This window comes from Candidatus Cloacimonadota bacterium, from assembly GCA_012516855.1.
Lineage (GTDB): Bacteria > Cloacimonadota > Cloacimonadia > Cloacimonadales > Cloacimonadaceae > Syntrophosphaera.
The window spans coordinates 1-13,942 of sequence record JAAYWB010000073.1 but is presented as its reverse complement, the minus strand read 5'-3'; the positions used below and the strand labels follow the sequence as shown (position 1 = coordinate 13,942).

At 55.6% G+C, this 13,942-nt stretch carries 12 protein-coding genes and 3 tRNA genes; 3 read left to right on the top strand and 12 right to left on the bottom strand.

Annotated elements, in window-relative coordinates; all coding sequences use genetic code 11:
• From GX466_07805 to GX466_07775, 7 genes are all read right to left on the bottom strand, one after another.
• On the bottom strand, window positions 1-769 hold a 769-nt coding region (locus GX466_07805), incomplete at its 3' end, for a hypothetical protein (GenBank protein ID NLH94100.1).
• Between the two features lie 133 nt (window positions 770-902).
• Complete coding sequence (locus tag GX466_07800) at window positions 903-1,592, bottom strand: hypothetical protein (GenBank protein NLH94099.1); 690 nt, start codon at window positions 1,590-1,592, stop codon at window positions 903-905.
• Window positions 1,589-2,245 carry an HAD family phosphatase gene (locus tag GX466_07795; protein NLH94098.1) on the bottom strand — a complete coding sequence of 219 codons (657 nt, stop codon included), beginning with the start codon at window positions 2,243-2,245 and terminating at the stop codon, window positions 1,589-1,591. Before GX466_07795 ends, GX466_07800 begins: the two co-directional genes overlap by 4 nt.
• A 1-nt stretch (window position 2,246) precedes the next feature.
• On the bottom strand, window positions 2,247-4,166 hold the full coding sequence (locus GX466_07790) for a hypothetical protein (protein NLH94097.1): 1,920 nt from the start codon (window positions 4,164-4,166) through the stop codon (window positions 2,247-2,249).
• On the bottom strand, window positions 4,157-5,125 hold the full coding sequence (locus GX466_07785; GenBank protein ID NLH94096.1) for an NAD-dependent epimerase/dehydratase family protein: 969 nt from the start codon (window positions 5,123-5,125) through the stop codon (window positions 4,157-4,159). The genes GX466_07790 and GX466_07785 overlap by 10 nt, the downstream gene beginning before the upstream one ends.
• A gap of 31 nt (window positions 5,126-5,156) precedes the next feature.
• Window positions 5,157-5,232: transfer RNA gene (locus tag GX466_07780), tRNA-Val, on the bottom strand.
• A gap of 18 nt (window positions 5,233-5,250) precedes the next feature.
• Window positions 5,251-5,328 (bottom strand) — tRNA-Pro (locus GX466_07775).
• 116 nt (window positions 5,329-5,444) lie between these two features.
• Between GX466_07775 and GX466_07770 the strand changes: the two genes are divergently transcribed.
• The 3 genes from GX466_07770 (at window position 5,445) to GX466_07760 (ending at window position 8,845) form a co-directional block, all read left to right on the top strand.
• Window positions 5,445-5,520: transfer RNA gene (locus GX466_07770), tRNA-Ala, on the top strand.
• A gap of 556 nt (window positions 5,521-6,076) precedes the next feature.
• Window positions 6,077-6,796, top strand: coding sequence for a hypothetical protein (locus GX466_07765; GenBank protein NLH94095.1), 720 nt, complete (start codon window positions 6,077-6,079; stop codon window positions 6,794-6,796).
• 147 nt (window positions 6,797-6,943) lie between these two features.
• Window positions 6,944-8,845, top strand: a complete 1,902-nt coding sequence (locus GX466_07760) for a transketolase (GenBank protein ID NLH94094.1) — start codon at window positions 6,944-6,946, stop codon at window positions 8,843-8,845.
• Between the two features lie 233 nt (window positions 8,846-9,078).
• On the opposite strand, the gene GX466_07755 is transcribed toward GX466_07760, so the two are convergent.
• The 5 genes from GX466_07755 to GX466_07735 form a co-directional block, all read right to left on the bottom strand.
• On the bottom strand, window positions 9,079-10,020 hold the full coding sequence (locus tag GX466_07755) for an EamA family transporter (GenBank protein ID NLH94093.1): 942 nt from the start codon (window positions 10,018-10,020) through the stop codon (window positions 9,079-9,081).
• A 167-nt stretch (window positions 10,021-10,187) separates the two neighbouring features.
• Window positions 10,188-11,912 (bottom strand): T9SS type A sorting domain-containing protein, encoded by a 1,725-nt coding sequence (locus GX466_07750; protein ID NLH94092.1) that lies wholly within the window; start codon window positions 11,910-11,912, stop codon window positions 10,188-10,190.
• A gap of 8 nt (window positions 11,913-11,920) precedes the next feature.
• On the bottom strand, window positions 11,921-12,718 hold the full coding sequence (locus tag GX466_07745) for a phosphatidate cytidylyltransferase (protein ID NLH94091.1): 798 nt from the start codon (window positions 12,716-12,718) through the stop codon (window positions 11,921-11,923).
• Window positions 12,715-13,392, bottom strand: coding sequence for a di-trans,poly-cis-decaprenylcistransferase (gene uppS / locus GX466_07740; protein NLH94090.1), 678 nt, complete (start codon window positions 13,390-13,392; stop codon window positions 12,715-12,717). The genes GX466_07745 and uppS overlap by 4 nt, the downstream gene beginning before the upstream one ends.
• A 73-nt stretch (window positions 13,393-13,465) precedes the next feature.
• On the bottom strand, window positions 13,466-13,942 hold a 477-nt coding region (locus GX466_07735; GenBank protein ID NLH94089.1), incomplete at its 5' end, for a peptide chain release factor 2.

Sequence of the window (13,942 nt, the reverse complement as noted above, 5' to 3'; positions counted from 1 at the left end):
CCGGCAGTTCCGCGTTCCCGCTCTGGATTATGCCCTGATTGCGCAGGATGCCCACGCTTACAGCGCTGCCGATCTCCACCGTTCCCGCAAACACGCACTCGTCGATGTCAAGATCATAAAGTTTCGCCACGTTGCTGAGGGCCAAAGCGGCTCCGTTGCCGCCGTGGATGAAGCCGTTATAGATGTAGCCTCCGGAAAGGCTGAGGGTGTGCGGACTGCCTCCTCCGCAGAGGTCCAGAGTTCCTTCGTTCAGATCGATCCTGGAACCGGCCATACTGAGGTCTGAGAGCAGCCTCACCGGGCTTGCCGACCCCTGGTCCTTCATATTTAGTGGCGAGAAGTTGCCGCTGCCGGAAATAAACTGGTCCGCAGTTCCATGCAAATATAAAATTTCCGGCGTGAAAGAGCCGGAGTTGGTGATGTTGCCGTAACAGCGGAGTAACATCCCCCAGCCCAAGGGATGGTCTCTGATGGTGCCGTGGTTGGTCAGGTTGCCGTAAACATAAAGGCCATCCTCAGATCCGCCGCCGTTGCCACCGTAGAGGAAGCTACCGGCGTTGACTGTCAGATGGTTGCAAAAGCAGTCGTGAGTGTCACAGGCTTTTACCGGGCCGGCGATCACTACGTCGTCATACATTGTGGGAATTTGGCCTCCGCCCCAGGTGGCGGGATTGTTCCAGTTACCCCCGGCTGCCGTGGAGGTAATGGTGACAGCCCAGCCCTGAACAAAGACCAAAAACATTGCCGCAAAGGATAGAATGTTTCTCATGACCAGTCTCCCTGTAAGATTTGCCAACCTAAATAAATAAATCCGGGATATTAGTCAAGAAAATTTCCGGTTAAATCAGCCACTTGTGTGGAGATTTTGCAACAGATGGTTTGACAGGAGGTTGAACGCTGGCTTAAATCCCTTTCAGGGCGAGGCCTTCCCAGGGTTTTTTGAGGGTGTATGCCATCACCAGGCGCTCTTTGCCGCCGAGGCCGTCGGGAACGATATCCGCGTAAGCGTCCAAAACCAGATAGCGCCTGAAAGGCAGGCCGGTGAGGCGGCTGCATTCCTCCAGAATTTCGATGCCCTCCTGTATCACTTCCGGGGTGGTGTGTTCCATCAGGTTGTTGTTGCAGACGAACTCCGTTATCTTCAGTTTGGAGGCGAATTCAAGCTGTTCCTTCATCCGCAGGACCTCTTCCACGCTTGAGGTGAAAGGGCGGAAAGTGTTCACCACGAAGAGCATCTCATAGCCGCGCAGGGTGACAGCTTCAACGAAACGGCCCAGAGTGCGGCAGCCGGCAGGATCGCCGCCCACATCCAGAATCACGGTTTTGGCATAGTTTTCCACAGCGCCCTTGATCCGCGGCGAAAGCATGGGCAGGTCCGCGTGCTTGAACTGGCCTTCGGGCGCGATGACCTCGATACCCAGGGCGCTGTATTCTTCCTGGACGTCGCGGGAACGGAAATAGGGATTCACCACGTCCATATCCGCCAGAACGACATCATGCTCAGGCGTGTTCAGGGTTTTGGCCAAGTGAAGGGAAAATTCGCTTTTTCCGCTGCCATAGGCTCCGATGACAATGTAAAGGGGTTTGGTCATGATTCAAGTAACTCGCTTAGTTCAGTATGGGTTAGCACAAAGGCGTCGGCCAGGGCCCGGATTTGGGGATGAAATTCCTCACAATCCGAGTCGTAGATGGCCACAGCCTGCATTCCGGCAGCTTTGGCGGCCTGGATGCCGGTGAGGGTGTCCTCCACCACTATAATGTCCGCGGGGGCGGTATTAAGTTCTTGGGCGCCTTTCAGATAGATGTCCGGCCAGGGTTTCCCCATCAGCTTCTGGTCGCCGGTGACCACGGAGGCAAAGCAGTGCCAAATGCCGTTCTGGGACAGCACTTTTTCCGCCAGTTCACGGGAATTGCTGGTGCCGAGGCCGAGGGGGACCTTTGCCTGATGGAGTTTGGCCACCAGTTTTCCAGCGCCGGGCTTGAGCTTCACGTCGTTGGCATAGTGCCAGCCAACCATCTCGGTCCATTCGGCCATGATTTCCTCCGCGCTGTCGGCCAAGCCAAAGCGGTCCTTGAAATACTGTGCCGTCTGGATGAATGAATTGCCCTGGGGAAGGTGGTCGAAAAGGTCGCGGGGAACGGGAATACCGCGTTTGTGGAGGAAATCGCGGTCCACCTGGCGCCAGAGGCCCATGGAATCTATCAGGGTGCCGTCGAGGTCGAAGATAACAGCTTTATAGCGCATTTCAGTTCAGAAAATACCAGCGCAGGGAGGCCTGAAGCGACCCGGGCAGGGGCTCGGCATCGTAGATGCGGGAATCCAAAAGGTTTTTGTAGGTGACCTGAAAGTCGAAGCGCCTGCCAATCTTCACTCCGGCCCAGATGTCGATCACCAGCGCGTCTTCCCAAACCGTCCAATCGGGGTCGGGAGTGACAAAGGAACTGTGGCCGAGCAGGGAAAACCCGGTGAAGAGGGCGTTGTGATGGGAAAGCAGGCGGCTGATATTCAGATGGCTCTGGTAGCGCAGCTCTGGCTCCAGGAATAGTTCGTAAAAGCCGCCCTGCCAGACCAGTCCCGGCTGCCAGACCAGGTTCCAGTTGTTCCAGGTTTGGTCGATCCTGGCGCCGAGGCGGAGGTAATTCAGGTTCTGATGGTTGGGAACCAGATACGGGATGGGCTGGTTGAAAACAACTCGCCTACCGCCGGACAGGTTCAGGGAGTTTTGGTCCCAAAGCCAGTTCAGAAACAGGCCCAGATGGGCGTCGTCCCGGATCTCCACACGGCTCAGGGAATCCCCGGGGCTGTAGGGGCTGGGGATCCGCAGCACCGGCTCGGGCTCGCGATAGCGAAAGGAACCCAGAGCCCCGAACCGGAACCGGCCCAGGCTGTAGTCAAGATCGGCGGAGGCTTGCAGGCGCTGGAAATCTTTCAGCCTGACTATCGCCTCAGCGCCGATCCGCCCGGCCTCAAAGCCGATATCCAGGCCTAAAAGGTCGCTGTGGTCATCATTGGCCAGGGTGAAATCGCGCCAGACGAACATCCGCTCGTAGAGAGGAGTGAGGCTCAGGGCGCCGATCCGCAGGTTCTTCCAGGCCCGGAAGCGGAGGGCGTCGTCGCGCAGGGTGTCCGTGAAAACAGCCGCTGTAGCCAGGTCGTGTTCGTGGAGCAGGGCCAGGTCCAGCCAGGGCGAGCGCCAGGCCGCGAAAATGGTGCGGTGGCGGCGTTCCACACTGAAATCCTGACTCCGCCAGTATTCGTAACGCAGGTAACGCTGGGAGAGGATGTCGCGGTGATCGGTAACTGCCAGGTCCAGGGTGGTTTTGCCCAGAGGCAGGCTGATGTCGAGCACCACGGCTTCCCGGCCGGAATCTCGCTGCAGCCAGGCTCCGTCCTGGATGAGGAAGCCGAAACCGAGCTGGAGCCTGTCAATTCCGAAGAGGCGGTTTTTCCTTAGCAGTCCGCGCCCGAAAAGCTGTTCATAACCCCCGATACCCACCTCAATGGCGCTGAGGGTCACCTGGTAGGGATGGTCGATGCGCCCGTATGCCTGTTCCAGTAAGCTTTCCTGCCTGTTCAGAAAGCCCAGGGCGAACAAGTCCTGAAACCCCCTTGAGAAGAGTGAGGACCGCTGCTCAAAGCCTCTCAGGGAAAGCCTCGCCGTGTTTTCGGGCAATCCGTAAAAATAGTAACCGGAGCGGTAAGGCTCGCCAATGCTGTTCAGGGCAGTCTGTTCAGCCGGAGGGTGGAGGGGAGAGCGGAAATTCAGGCTTTCCCTTTCCCGCGCTATCGTTTCCTCGATTTCCTCAAGCAGTTGTTCCCGCTCCCACGTGCTTGCCTGGGCGGGGATTTCCGGTGGGGACAGGATCTCCAGGATGGCGTCGAATTCGGCCAGGAAATCGCTGGAGGGGATGTATTCGTAAAGCATCAGATGCTGGCTGAGCAGGGGTTCCAGCTCTGTTTTACCGTCCAGGACAGCCACCAGGCCGAGGGTGCTGTCGGGATTCACCTTCACCCGGAGCAGAACTTCCGGCGGATCGTAGCCTTGGGGCCAGCCTTCCGGCAGCACAAAGGCTTTGCCGCCCAGGCGCAGAGGTCCGTCCTGGGCGCAGAGGGCTGTCGCCAGCAGGATAAGCACGGCCAACAGGACCAGCTTTTTCACAGCCATCCGTGTTCCCGGTACCAGGCAAAGGTTTTGCCCAATTGGGCTTCGAGGTCCGGATGCGGGTCCCAGCCCAGGATCGACCTGGCTTTGGCGATGCTGCAGACCCAGTTGACGCCGATAATTTCCTTCATCTTCTGTTTGTTCAGCAAAGTTACTTTCCCGGTGAGGGTTTCGAAGAGTTCACCGGCGTGGAAGCCCAGCACGGCCAGGGGTACTGGGATGGCGATGTCCAGGGTCTTCTTTCTGCCCAAAGCTTTGGCGCAGGCAGCCATGAATTCGTGGTGGGTGTAGGTTTTGCCGTTTGAGGCGAAAAAAACTTCGCCCGCGGCCCCTGGATGGGAGCAGCAAAGCTCAGTGAATTCGTAGAGTTCGTCGATGTGGATGAGGTTCAGATACTGTTCCCGGCGTCCGATCCGGAAGCTGATCCCGGCTTTTACCGCTTTGAAGACCTGCAGGAAATCCTTTTCCCCAGGCCCATAAATAGATACGGGACGCACCACGACCCATTCCCTGGAGCATTCAGCCCGGATGATCCGCTCCGCGAGCAACTTGCTCCGGCCATACCAGTCTACCGGGGCGGAGGGTTCGGATTCGGTCACTTCCTCGTTCGCCCGGGAAGGGCGGGAAGCCGCCTGGGAACTAATATAGACCAGCCTTTTCGCCGTTTCTGAACGGTTGAAGGCCTCCATGACCCGCCGGGTGGTTTCCACATTCGCCGCCACCATTTGGGCGAAGCTGCGGGCGCGGATGGCTCCGGCGTTGTGGATAAGGATTTCCACGCCTTCCAAAGCAGATTCCAGACTGTTCTGATAATCCGTGCGGCGGATGGCGATGGCGGGATCGAGCAGGTCAGCAGGTGATTTCGGACGCACGATGGCCACAACCTCATGCCCCTGGTGGTGGAAATGGTTGGCGAAGTTGCTGCCCACAAAGCCATTGGCCCCAGTCACGGCGATTTTCATAGTACTTCCCAAATGCTGTAATAAAATGACATGGTGGGCGCTAAGGGACTCGAACCCCTGACATCATGCGTGTAAGGCATGCGCTCTTCCAGCTGAGCTAAGCGCCCACTTGAATCTATCCAAAGTGGTCGGGGTGAGAGGATTTGAACCTCCGACTCCTGGTTCCCAAAACCAGTGCGCTAACCGGGCTGCGCTACACCCCGCAGATTCGCCATCAATTTCGCCCGGCTGTTCTTGTCAAGGCAAAATCCCCAGCCCCACTTTCAGCTTGACAGAAAAGCCGGCCATCAAGGAATGTCGCCAAAGCTATCCAGCACGTGGGGCATTAGCTCAGCTGGGAGAGCGCATGACTGGCAGTCATGAGGTCAGGGGTTCGATCCCCCTATGCTCCACCAGGCTTTCAGGCGGTTTCTCCGATTTTGTTGTGGGACAAATAAGGGAAACCGCCGTTTTTCTTCCCCCTAACTTACAAGTCGGAGGGTCATGAGCCGAGTCCCTTTGCCCACTTTATTGTTATTGGGGTACTTGAGAAGTATGTGATAGTTTATCCATTTCTATCTGATTTGATTGTGGTCAGCGGATTGATAACGATTTGCCTGAAAGGATTAAGTCGGTGTTCTTAGATATCAATTGGAGTTCAGATATAGTCGAAATCTCATTACATGATAATTAGTCTTTGGCAACAAAACTATCGGAATCAGAAATAGCATCAAGTGAAAAAATACCTTGACGAGTATTGCATTGATGAAAACAATGCAATTTGTGCTTTTAGCCATGCATAGATTGTGAGTGTCGAGGAATGAAAAATGCCCTCAACAACATGGAAAAAAAGAGTTAGAATTTACACCAAAAAAGGGACTCAACATGGTTAGTCCGGTTTGGTTAATGAATACTAAGCTCTAATGTTGATCTCAATAGTTATATCTTAAAGCCAATATTAGGGAGATAAAAATGGCTTATTGTAATTTAGACGAATTCAGACCAGTTGATGCCTATGTTTTTTGGGTGGATATCATGGGGACTAAATCAATTATGACAATTGCGCCCATTAAAGGAACATACTATATGATGAGGATGCACATTGGGTTGCTTGAAGTCAAAAATAAGTATAATAATATAGTCGTATTTCCAATGAATGATGGATTATTCGTTATCTGTGAGAGACGAAATGAATTGCTAACATTTATAAACGAGTATATGTATTTGCTATTCAATATTGCAACCGGAAGAGATAATAAAAAAAGAATCGCTTACACGTTTAACATGGAAACATCATTCTTAGTTAAGGGAGTATTATCCTATGGGCCTATATATTATCAAGATGGATTGACTAATTGTAATAGAAATCTGGTGTTTTTTAAGGAATACACTGATAAACTGATATCAGGAATGCCTATGATTCAGGCTTATGAATCAGAGAAGTATGCACCTCCTTTTGGCATCTACATTCACGAAACTGTGAGAGCGTTCCATCATCAAGATGACACCCCACTCGCATATGTTTTTTGGAAATGGTGGGAGAAACTGTCCGAGTACGACTATATCAAGCCAATGGTTCGGGACTATGTTGAAGAATACCTTAATTATTGTAAGGCTTTTCCTGAAGCATACTTGTTCCCTCTTGAGTCTATTGAATCCAATTTGAGTAAGGCGAGATCCTATTTTAGGTAACTTAAAACTCCGAATATATCCGTTTGGGAGTCTTGGGTTCGATCCCCCCTATGCCCCACCAAGCTTTCAAGGCTATGGCCAGAGTTATCCGCCTGTCAATGGCCTGTTTTTGTGTGCATAAACCGCCGTTTATTTTTTGGAGAACCAATGACAAACCAAGACAGCATCTCCCGCCTGCAAGCCCAGGCCGACCAAGCCCGGGCTGCCATCCTGAGCATGACCACCCTGGCCGCCTCCGGCCATCCTGGCGGCTCCATGTCCTCCATCGACCTCCTTCTGGCCCTGTACAGCATTATCCGGCACGACCCCTCCGATCCCTTCAAGCCAGACCGCGACAGGATCGTGGTGAGCAACGGCCACGTCTCCCCCGCTGTCTATGCCGCCCTGGCCCTGAACGGATACCATGACCTGGACGAGGCCATCTCGCAATTCAGGCTGCTGGGCAGCAAATTCGAAGGCCACATCGAGCGTGAGGTGGCGGGCGTGGAATGGAGCAGCGGCAACCTTGGACAGGGGCTTTCCGCCGCGGCAGGAATGGCGCTGGCTTCACGCGTGAACAAAGTTCCCTACAGGGTTTGGACCCTCATGGGCGACGGCGAACAGCAGAAAGGCCAAATCTCCGAAGCCCGCCGCTTCGCCGTGAAATACGGACTTAACAATCTTGCCGCCATCGTGGACTACAACCGCCTGCAAATCTGCGGCGACATCAGCGACGTAATGCCCCAAAACATCCGCCGCAACTGGGAAGCGGACGGCTGGAAGGTGCTGGAGACCGACGGCCACGATTTCGGCGCGATTATATCCACTCTGGAAAGCGCGGTCAAAGCTGAGATTCCCACCATGATCCTGGCACACACAGTGATGGGCAAAGGGATTCCCTTCATGGAAAACCTCGCCAAATACCACGGTTCCCCGCTATCCGAAGAGCAGCTCGATGAAGCTTTGCAAAGCCTGGAACAGCCGAACCAGATGGAGCTTTACCGCCGGCTGCGCTCGAGTTTCCAGGCCCCGGCAAAGCCCGACCACAGCGTATTTGAACTGAAATGCAGCCTGCAGCCAGGCCAGCCCACCGTTTATGACCAAAGCACCGACAATCGCAGCGCCTGGGGCGCAGCCATCGCCGATCTGGCCAAAATCAACCTGGACAACCCCACTTCCATCGTGGTGCTGGATTGTGATTTGCAGGGCAGCGTCAAAACGGGCGATTTTGCCAGCGTGAGTCCCGACCGTTTCATCCAGGCCGGCATCATGGAACACCACACCGCGGTGCTGGGCGGAGCCCTCTCAAGCTGTGGAATCCAGACCTTCTGGGCGGATTTCGGCATGTTTGGCCTCGACGAAGTTTACAACATGCACCGCCTCAACGACATCAACCACACCAACCTCAAGGTAGCCCTCACCCACGTCGGACTGGATGTGGGCGAAGACGGCAAAACCCACCAGTGCATTGACTACATCGGTTTGCTCCGCAACCTTTACGGATTCAGGCTCATCTGCCCAGCCGACCCCAACCAGACCGACCGCGTGGTGCGCTGGCTGATCGACAAACCAGGCAACTACATCATCACAATGGGCCGCTCCAAACTGCCCATCATCCGCAATGAAGCAGGCCAGCCCTGTTACGGCCCGGGCTACGGCTTCGAGTATGGACGCGCGGATATCCTCCGTTCCGGCAAGGACGCCACCCTGTTCGTTACCGGCACCCCCGCCGCCAACGCCGTGGGAGCGTCTGACAAGTTGCGCGGAGAAGGCATTTCCCTGCAGGTGGTGTACGTTTCCAGCCCGCTTGAGATAGATGCTGAAGCGCTCGGCCAGGCGGCCGGGAAAGGCCTGATTTTCAGCGTTGAGGACCACAATGTCCACAGCGGTTTTGGCTCTGTGATAGCCGACCGCTTAGTGGAATTGGGGCTCAGCGCCCGCCTGGTGAAAATCGGGGTGGAGGGCTACGCCGGCAGCGGCACTTCCAAAGCCCTTTACCAAGCTGTGGGATTGGACTCGGATTCGGTTGCTGCCCGCGTTCTCTCCGAGCTTAAAAATAATAAGGATTAACGCTTAGCCCTTGCGTGTCCGCTTCCTAACCGCCTCCCCCTCAGTTCCCGCTGGGCCATTGAGTTAGTGGGAAGTAGTTGGGATATGAATGGGATGTGGCAAATGGGGGCTCCAAATAGTGGGAATAGTTTTACGGGGGCGAAAGGAGAGGGACTTTTCCGAGGCTTGGGTTCCGGTATCACAGCCTTTAGTACTCACAAATCCACCACCCCGGAAGAACGTAACGGGGTGGTTTACGGGGCGGGAGCCGAGGCTCCCTTGCCGCTTGACTTCAGTTTGTTCGGGGAGCTTTTCAGCACGCGGGAGAGGGTGAGTCCAGCAACTATGACGAAGATAGCCACGAGCTGTAGGGGGGCGAGGGCTTCGCGCAGGAAAAGCAGGGCCAGGAGGGAGGCGAGGACGGGCTTGAGAAAAAAATAGAGCGAGGCCTGGCCAGCGCCAAGGCGGGCCATTCCCTCAAAAAACATCAGGTAAGACAGACCGGAAACTATGGCGCCCAGATAGAGCATGATGGCTGCCGAAGACCAGGAAAAGGGAATGAGCAAAGGTTTGCCAGTTGCGACGCTGTAGATGAAGAGAGCGGCCGCTCCACCCAGGAAGGAAACACTGTTGGTGAGGGTTTTTCCGTGGGTTTCGATGAGGCGTTTGGTGAGCACCGTGTAAAGCCCGAAGGTGAGGGAAGAGACCAGCCCCAAAGCAATGCTGAGCGGGAGATTCAGATATTTGGCACTGCCGAAATCGCCTTCACCGAGGACGAGCAGGGCGATGCCCACGAGTGCCAGCGCCAGGCCGAAAATTTGGGGGAAAGAGAGTTTCTCGCGCAGGATGAGGAGGGCGAAGATACTAACGAAGAGGGGATTGGAGCTAACCAGCACGGCGCTCACAGAGGCTTTGCCGTAGTAAACCGACATCTGCAGAAAGAGCATGCTCACGCAGACATTGAGCAGGCCGAGCAGGCACATTTGGAGAAGGTCGGCGGGCTTCGGCCGGCGCTGAGAGGTTTTCAGCCCCCGCAGGGCAAAGGGAAGGATCACCAGACCGCCGATCAGAAAACGCCAGACCGTGAGGGGATAGGGCGAAACTCCGGGCCCCAGGAACTTGCTGGCCAATTCGATGGTGGACCAGGAGAGGATGGCCAGAAAGCAATATAAATGTGCACGAGAGCGAGAAGTCATGTTGCAAAAAGGGCTGCCTGGCTGACGCCGCGCTTTAAAGCGTCAGCGCCAGCCAAGCCAGCCAGATATCAGTTGCCTGTTGTCCGTACCCTAATGGCCAGCTTCACTCGCGATCCATGCTCGCAAGCCCGCTGGAATCCAGTCCGGGCGGACGTCAGGGCAGGTGATTATTTCATCAGCACCATCTTGCGGGTGGATGAATAGGCGCCGGAGAACATGCGGTAGAAATAGACTCCGCTGCTCAGGGAAAGTCCGTTGTCGTCAAGGCCGTCCCACTGGACGCTGTGGTTTCCGCCGACTTCGGTTTCCAAGTTCCAGGTCCTCACGGCCTGGCCCTTGAGATTGTAGATGGTGATCTGGACCGGTGCAGCTTTGGCAGTGGTGAAGGAGATGGTGGTGCTGGGATTGAAGGGGTTGGGATAGTTACCCAGCAGCCGGGTAGGGGTGGCGACGTTGTCTTCGTTTGGCACTCCGCTCCAATCAGAAAGGGCGCGGGCGGTCACCTGCGGTGTCTGGTTGAACTGGTTCACGAGCACACGGACGTTGAAATTGCCGACGGGGATGGGTTCGCCAATGTAATCCGCATCATAGAAGGTGGTGCGGAAGACTATGGTGCCGGTGTCGTCTTCCAGAGTGTAGTTATGGCCGGTTTCAAAGGTGCCGGATTCCACGAAATGGGCGTTGGCAATCCTGACCAGCCGGGCCTGATAGGAAGCGACGTTGGCGTTGATCTGGGCGATGGTCACCGTAGGCGGGACTATGGTGTTGTTGGTGGAGGTGGCGGGGCCCGGATCGGCTACTGGGGTCAACTGGAGCATGTTGTAGTAGAAGGCTATGGTGCCGGTGAGCCCGGTGATGCCGTCCAGGAGGTTATAGTTCGTGGTTATCATTCCGGCTGTGTCGTCTATGAGCACTCCGGCTTCATTGTCCTGCACGAATTTCTGGTTGCGGAAGTTCTGCTTGAAGGTGAGGATCACTTCGCCGGCCACCATGTAAACGGTTCCGTCACCAACGGTCTGGTTTCTCAGTTGGGTCATGTTCTGCACCACCTGGGGGAAGATGTAGGACGCGGTGGCCACATAGCTGGGGTCGAAACCGCTGGCAAAAGCAATGGCTTTCAGGGTGGTATTCGTATCAAGCGAAATGGGGCTGGTGTATTGGGTGGAGGTTTCGGTTGGGTTGCTGCCGTCGGTGGTGTAGCGGATGGTGGCACCAGGAGTGGTTGAAGAGATGGTCACAGAGATGGGCTGGGCATAAACGCCGGCAGGAGGATTGAAGGTAGGTGTGGCGACATGCTCGGAACCACCTGGGTCAAATGTATGGGAACCGAGGTCGTCTACGTAATCTTGGGGATGGACGATCCATTCAGAGTTGTCCATATTTGTGCCCGCTCCCGCGATCCAGTCGGTGTTTCCGGAATCCACTTCCGGTTTGCGGATGAGGGTGTGGTTGAGGGTTGCGCCATCGGTTCCAGCTACTGGCCAGGCGGTGCCGGGATCGGTTCCCAAAACGCCGATGATGTCAATGAGGGTATCACCGTGGAAGAGACCCAGGCAGTCGTTGCCGTTGAAATAGGTGACGGTGTGGGTCATGTCCGCGACGCCAAGGATGGTGGGGTTTGCTTGGGCATTGGCGATCACGAATACATCATTGTTGGCTAGGGTTCCGGAAAGGGTCACGCTGTTGGTGGTGGACCAGGTCGGAGAGCCGTTGGAGGCCAGCTTCATGGAATAATTGGACAGATCGACGGCGGCTCCGGTGCCGTTGAAGATCTCGATGGCTTTGTTGTTTGAGCTTCCCTCCACATATTCAGAGATAAAAAGGTCAGCCGCTTGGGCGAACATCAGGGAGATTAATCCCAGCATCAGAAGGGGCAGTAGTGTTCTTTTGATCATGTTGTTTACCTCACTTGTTGTATAATCTGAGTTGCACAGTATAAAAAGGATCCGGCCATCAGAATGCTGTCGCTGCGATCCAGAATTCCACCGTGGCCGGGTATCAGGTTCGAGCTGTCTTTAACCTGGCAAAAACGCTTCAACGTGCTCTCCGCCAAATCGCCAAGCTGGCCGACGAATCCGGCAGCGAAAGCCGTTAGCAGCAAAAGCGTCAAATCGCCATACAATTCTCCAATGTATAATATAGTCACTATAACAAAAGGGGCAAGCGCTCCGGCAAGGAAACCCTCCAGAGACTTGTTCGGGCTTATCTTAACGATTCCGCGTTTCTTCCCCCATTTCATGCCCACAAAGTAAGCAAGGCTGTCAGCACACCATATGAGAATTACTAACCCAAAAAGGAGGCGGGATTCCTGATGCTCCAGCCCCAGCCTCACGCAGAGAGCGGGCAGAAAGGCGGCGTAGAGTACCCCGAAGAGTTCCAGAGCGGCCTGGAGGACAGACTTTTGGGCGTCCCAGCGCAGCAGGGCCTCCAGAAAAGCCAGCAGCAGCAGAACCCAGACGGTGACCAGCTCAAAGCCAGGCAACAAAACTATCTGGGCGTATGAGGCCAGCGAGGCGGCGATCCAGAGCCAGGGCACCGGATACTTGGCCCGGCGCAGCATGGAGATGTATTCGCCTGAACCAAGCAGCACCGCCAGGGCGAAAAAGATTATCAGCCAGGGGCCGCCGAACCACAGGGCGGCCAGGATCAGGGGGATGAAGACCACAGAAACAGCGATTCTCTTTTGCAGCGTGGTCATAGGTTCTGAACCCCTCCAAAGCGGCGTTTTCGGCCCTGGAAATTGATCATGGCCTGGATGAAGGCGGCTTTGTCAAAATCCGGCCAGAGGGTGTCTGTGATGTAGATTTCCGAATACGCCCCCTGCCAGAGCAGGAAGTTCGAAATCCGGCTTTCGCCGCTGGTGCGGATGATGAGGTCCGGATCGGGCTGGCCGGCGGTGTAGAGGTACTGGTTGAAAGTTTCCGGGGTCAGGTTTCTGATCGCGTCGGGGTTGTCGGCGTTTTGTTGAAAGAGGTTCTTGATGCCGTCCACGATCTCGGTGCGGCCACCGTAGTTGAAGGCCATGTTCACCGTGAGGCCGGTGTTGTGGCGGGTGACCGCCGCGATTTGCCTGATTTCGGCCAGGTAAGCGGGATCGAGGCGCTCCTCGCTGCCGATGATGTTCACGAAGATGTTCTGGCTGTGCAGTTCCCGGATCTCTTTCACCAGAAATTCCTTGAGCAGCTTCAGCAAGCCCTCCACCTCCTCTTCGGGGCGGCTCCAGTTTTCGGTGGAAAAGGCATAGAAGGTGATGTAGCCCAGCTTCAGCTCCACGCCAAGCTCCACCACCTGGCGCACGGCCCTGGCGCCGGCGCGGTGGCCGTACATGCGGGGACGCTTTTTCTGACCTGCCCAGCGGCCGTTGCCGTCCATGATGATACCCACGTGGGCAGGCAGACGGTCCAGGTCGAGGCGGGGCAACAGCTTCTTATAGTTCACGCGGTGCTCACTGCATTTTCTGCTGGGCCTTGTATTTCAGCCAGGCGTAGATGAAGCCGTCCAGGTCGCCGTCCATCACGCGGTCCACAGTTCCCACCTCATATTTGGTGCGCAGGTCCTTCACCATCTGGTAGGGTTGGAACACGTAGGAACGGATTTGGTTACCCCAGCCGATATCGGTTTTGCCTGTCTCTTCCTTTTTCTTTTCGGCTTCGCGCTGTTCCTCATAAAATTGGTAGAGCCGGGAACGCAGGATGGCCATGGCTTTTTCGCGGTTCTGGATCTGGGAGCGTTCGTTCTGGCAGGAAACCACGATTCCCGTAGGCAGATGGGTGATGCGGACCGCCGAATCGGTAGTGTTGACATGCTGTCCCCCGGCGCCGCTGGAACGGTAGGTATCTATTTTGAGGTCTTTGGCATCGATTTCCACCTCGATGTCATCATCAAACTCGGGATACACGTAAACGGAGGCGAAGGAGGTCTG

Bases quoted from the DNA above. Each gene is read 5' to 3' on its own strand.
- GX466_07790 (NLH94097.1), bottom strand. From the start codon at position 4,166: ATGGCTGTGAAAAAGCTGGTCCTGTTGGCCGTGCTTATCCTGCTGGCG.
- GX466_07765 (NLH94095.1), top strand. From the start codon at position 6,077: ATGGCTTATTGTAATTTAGACGAATTCAGACCAGTTGATGCCTATGTT.
- GX466_07755 (NLH94093.1), bottom strand. From the start codon at position 10,020: ATGACTTCTCGCTCTCGTGCACATTTATATTGCTTTCTGGCCATCCTC.
- GX466_07760 (NLH94094.1), top strand. From the start codon at position 6,944: ATGACAAACCAAGACAGCATCTCCCGCCTGCAAGCCCAGGCCGACCAA.
- GX466_07785 (NLH94096.1), bottom strand. From the start codon at position 5,125: ATGAAAATCGCCGTGACTGGGGCCAATGGCTTTGTGGGCAGCAACTTC.
- GX466_07795 (NLH94098.1), bottom strand. From the start codon at position 2,245: ATGCGCTATAAAGCTGTTATCTTCGACCTCGACGGCACCCTGATAGAT.
- GX466_07745 (NLH94091.1), bottom strand. From the start codon at position 12,718: ATGACCACGCTGCAAAAGAGAATCGCTGTTTCTGTGGTCTTCATCCCC.
- GX466_07800 (NLH94099.1), bottom strand. From the start codon at position 1,592: ATGACCAAACCCCTTTACATTGTCATCGGAGCCTATGGCAGCGGAAAA.
- uppS (NLH94090.1), bottom strand. From the start codon at position 13,392: ATGGACGGCAACGGCCGCTGGGCAGGTCAGAAAAAGCGTCCCCGCATG.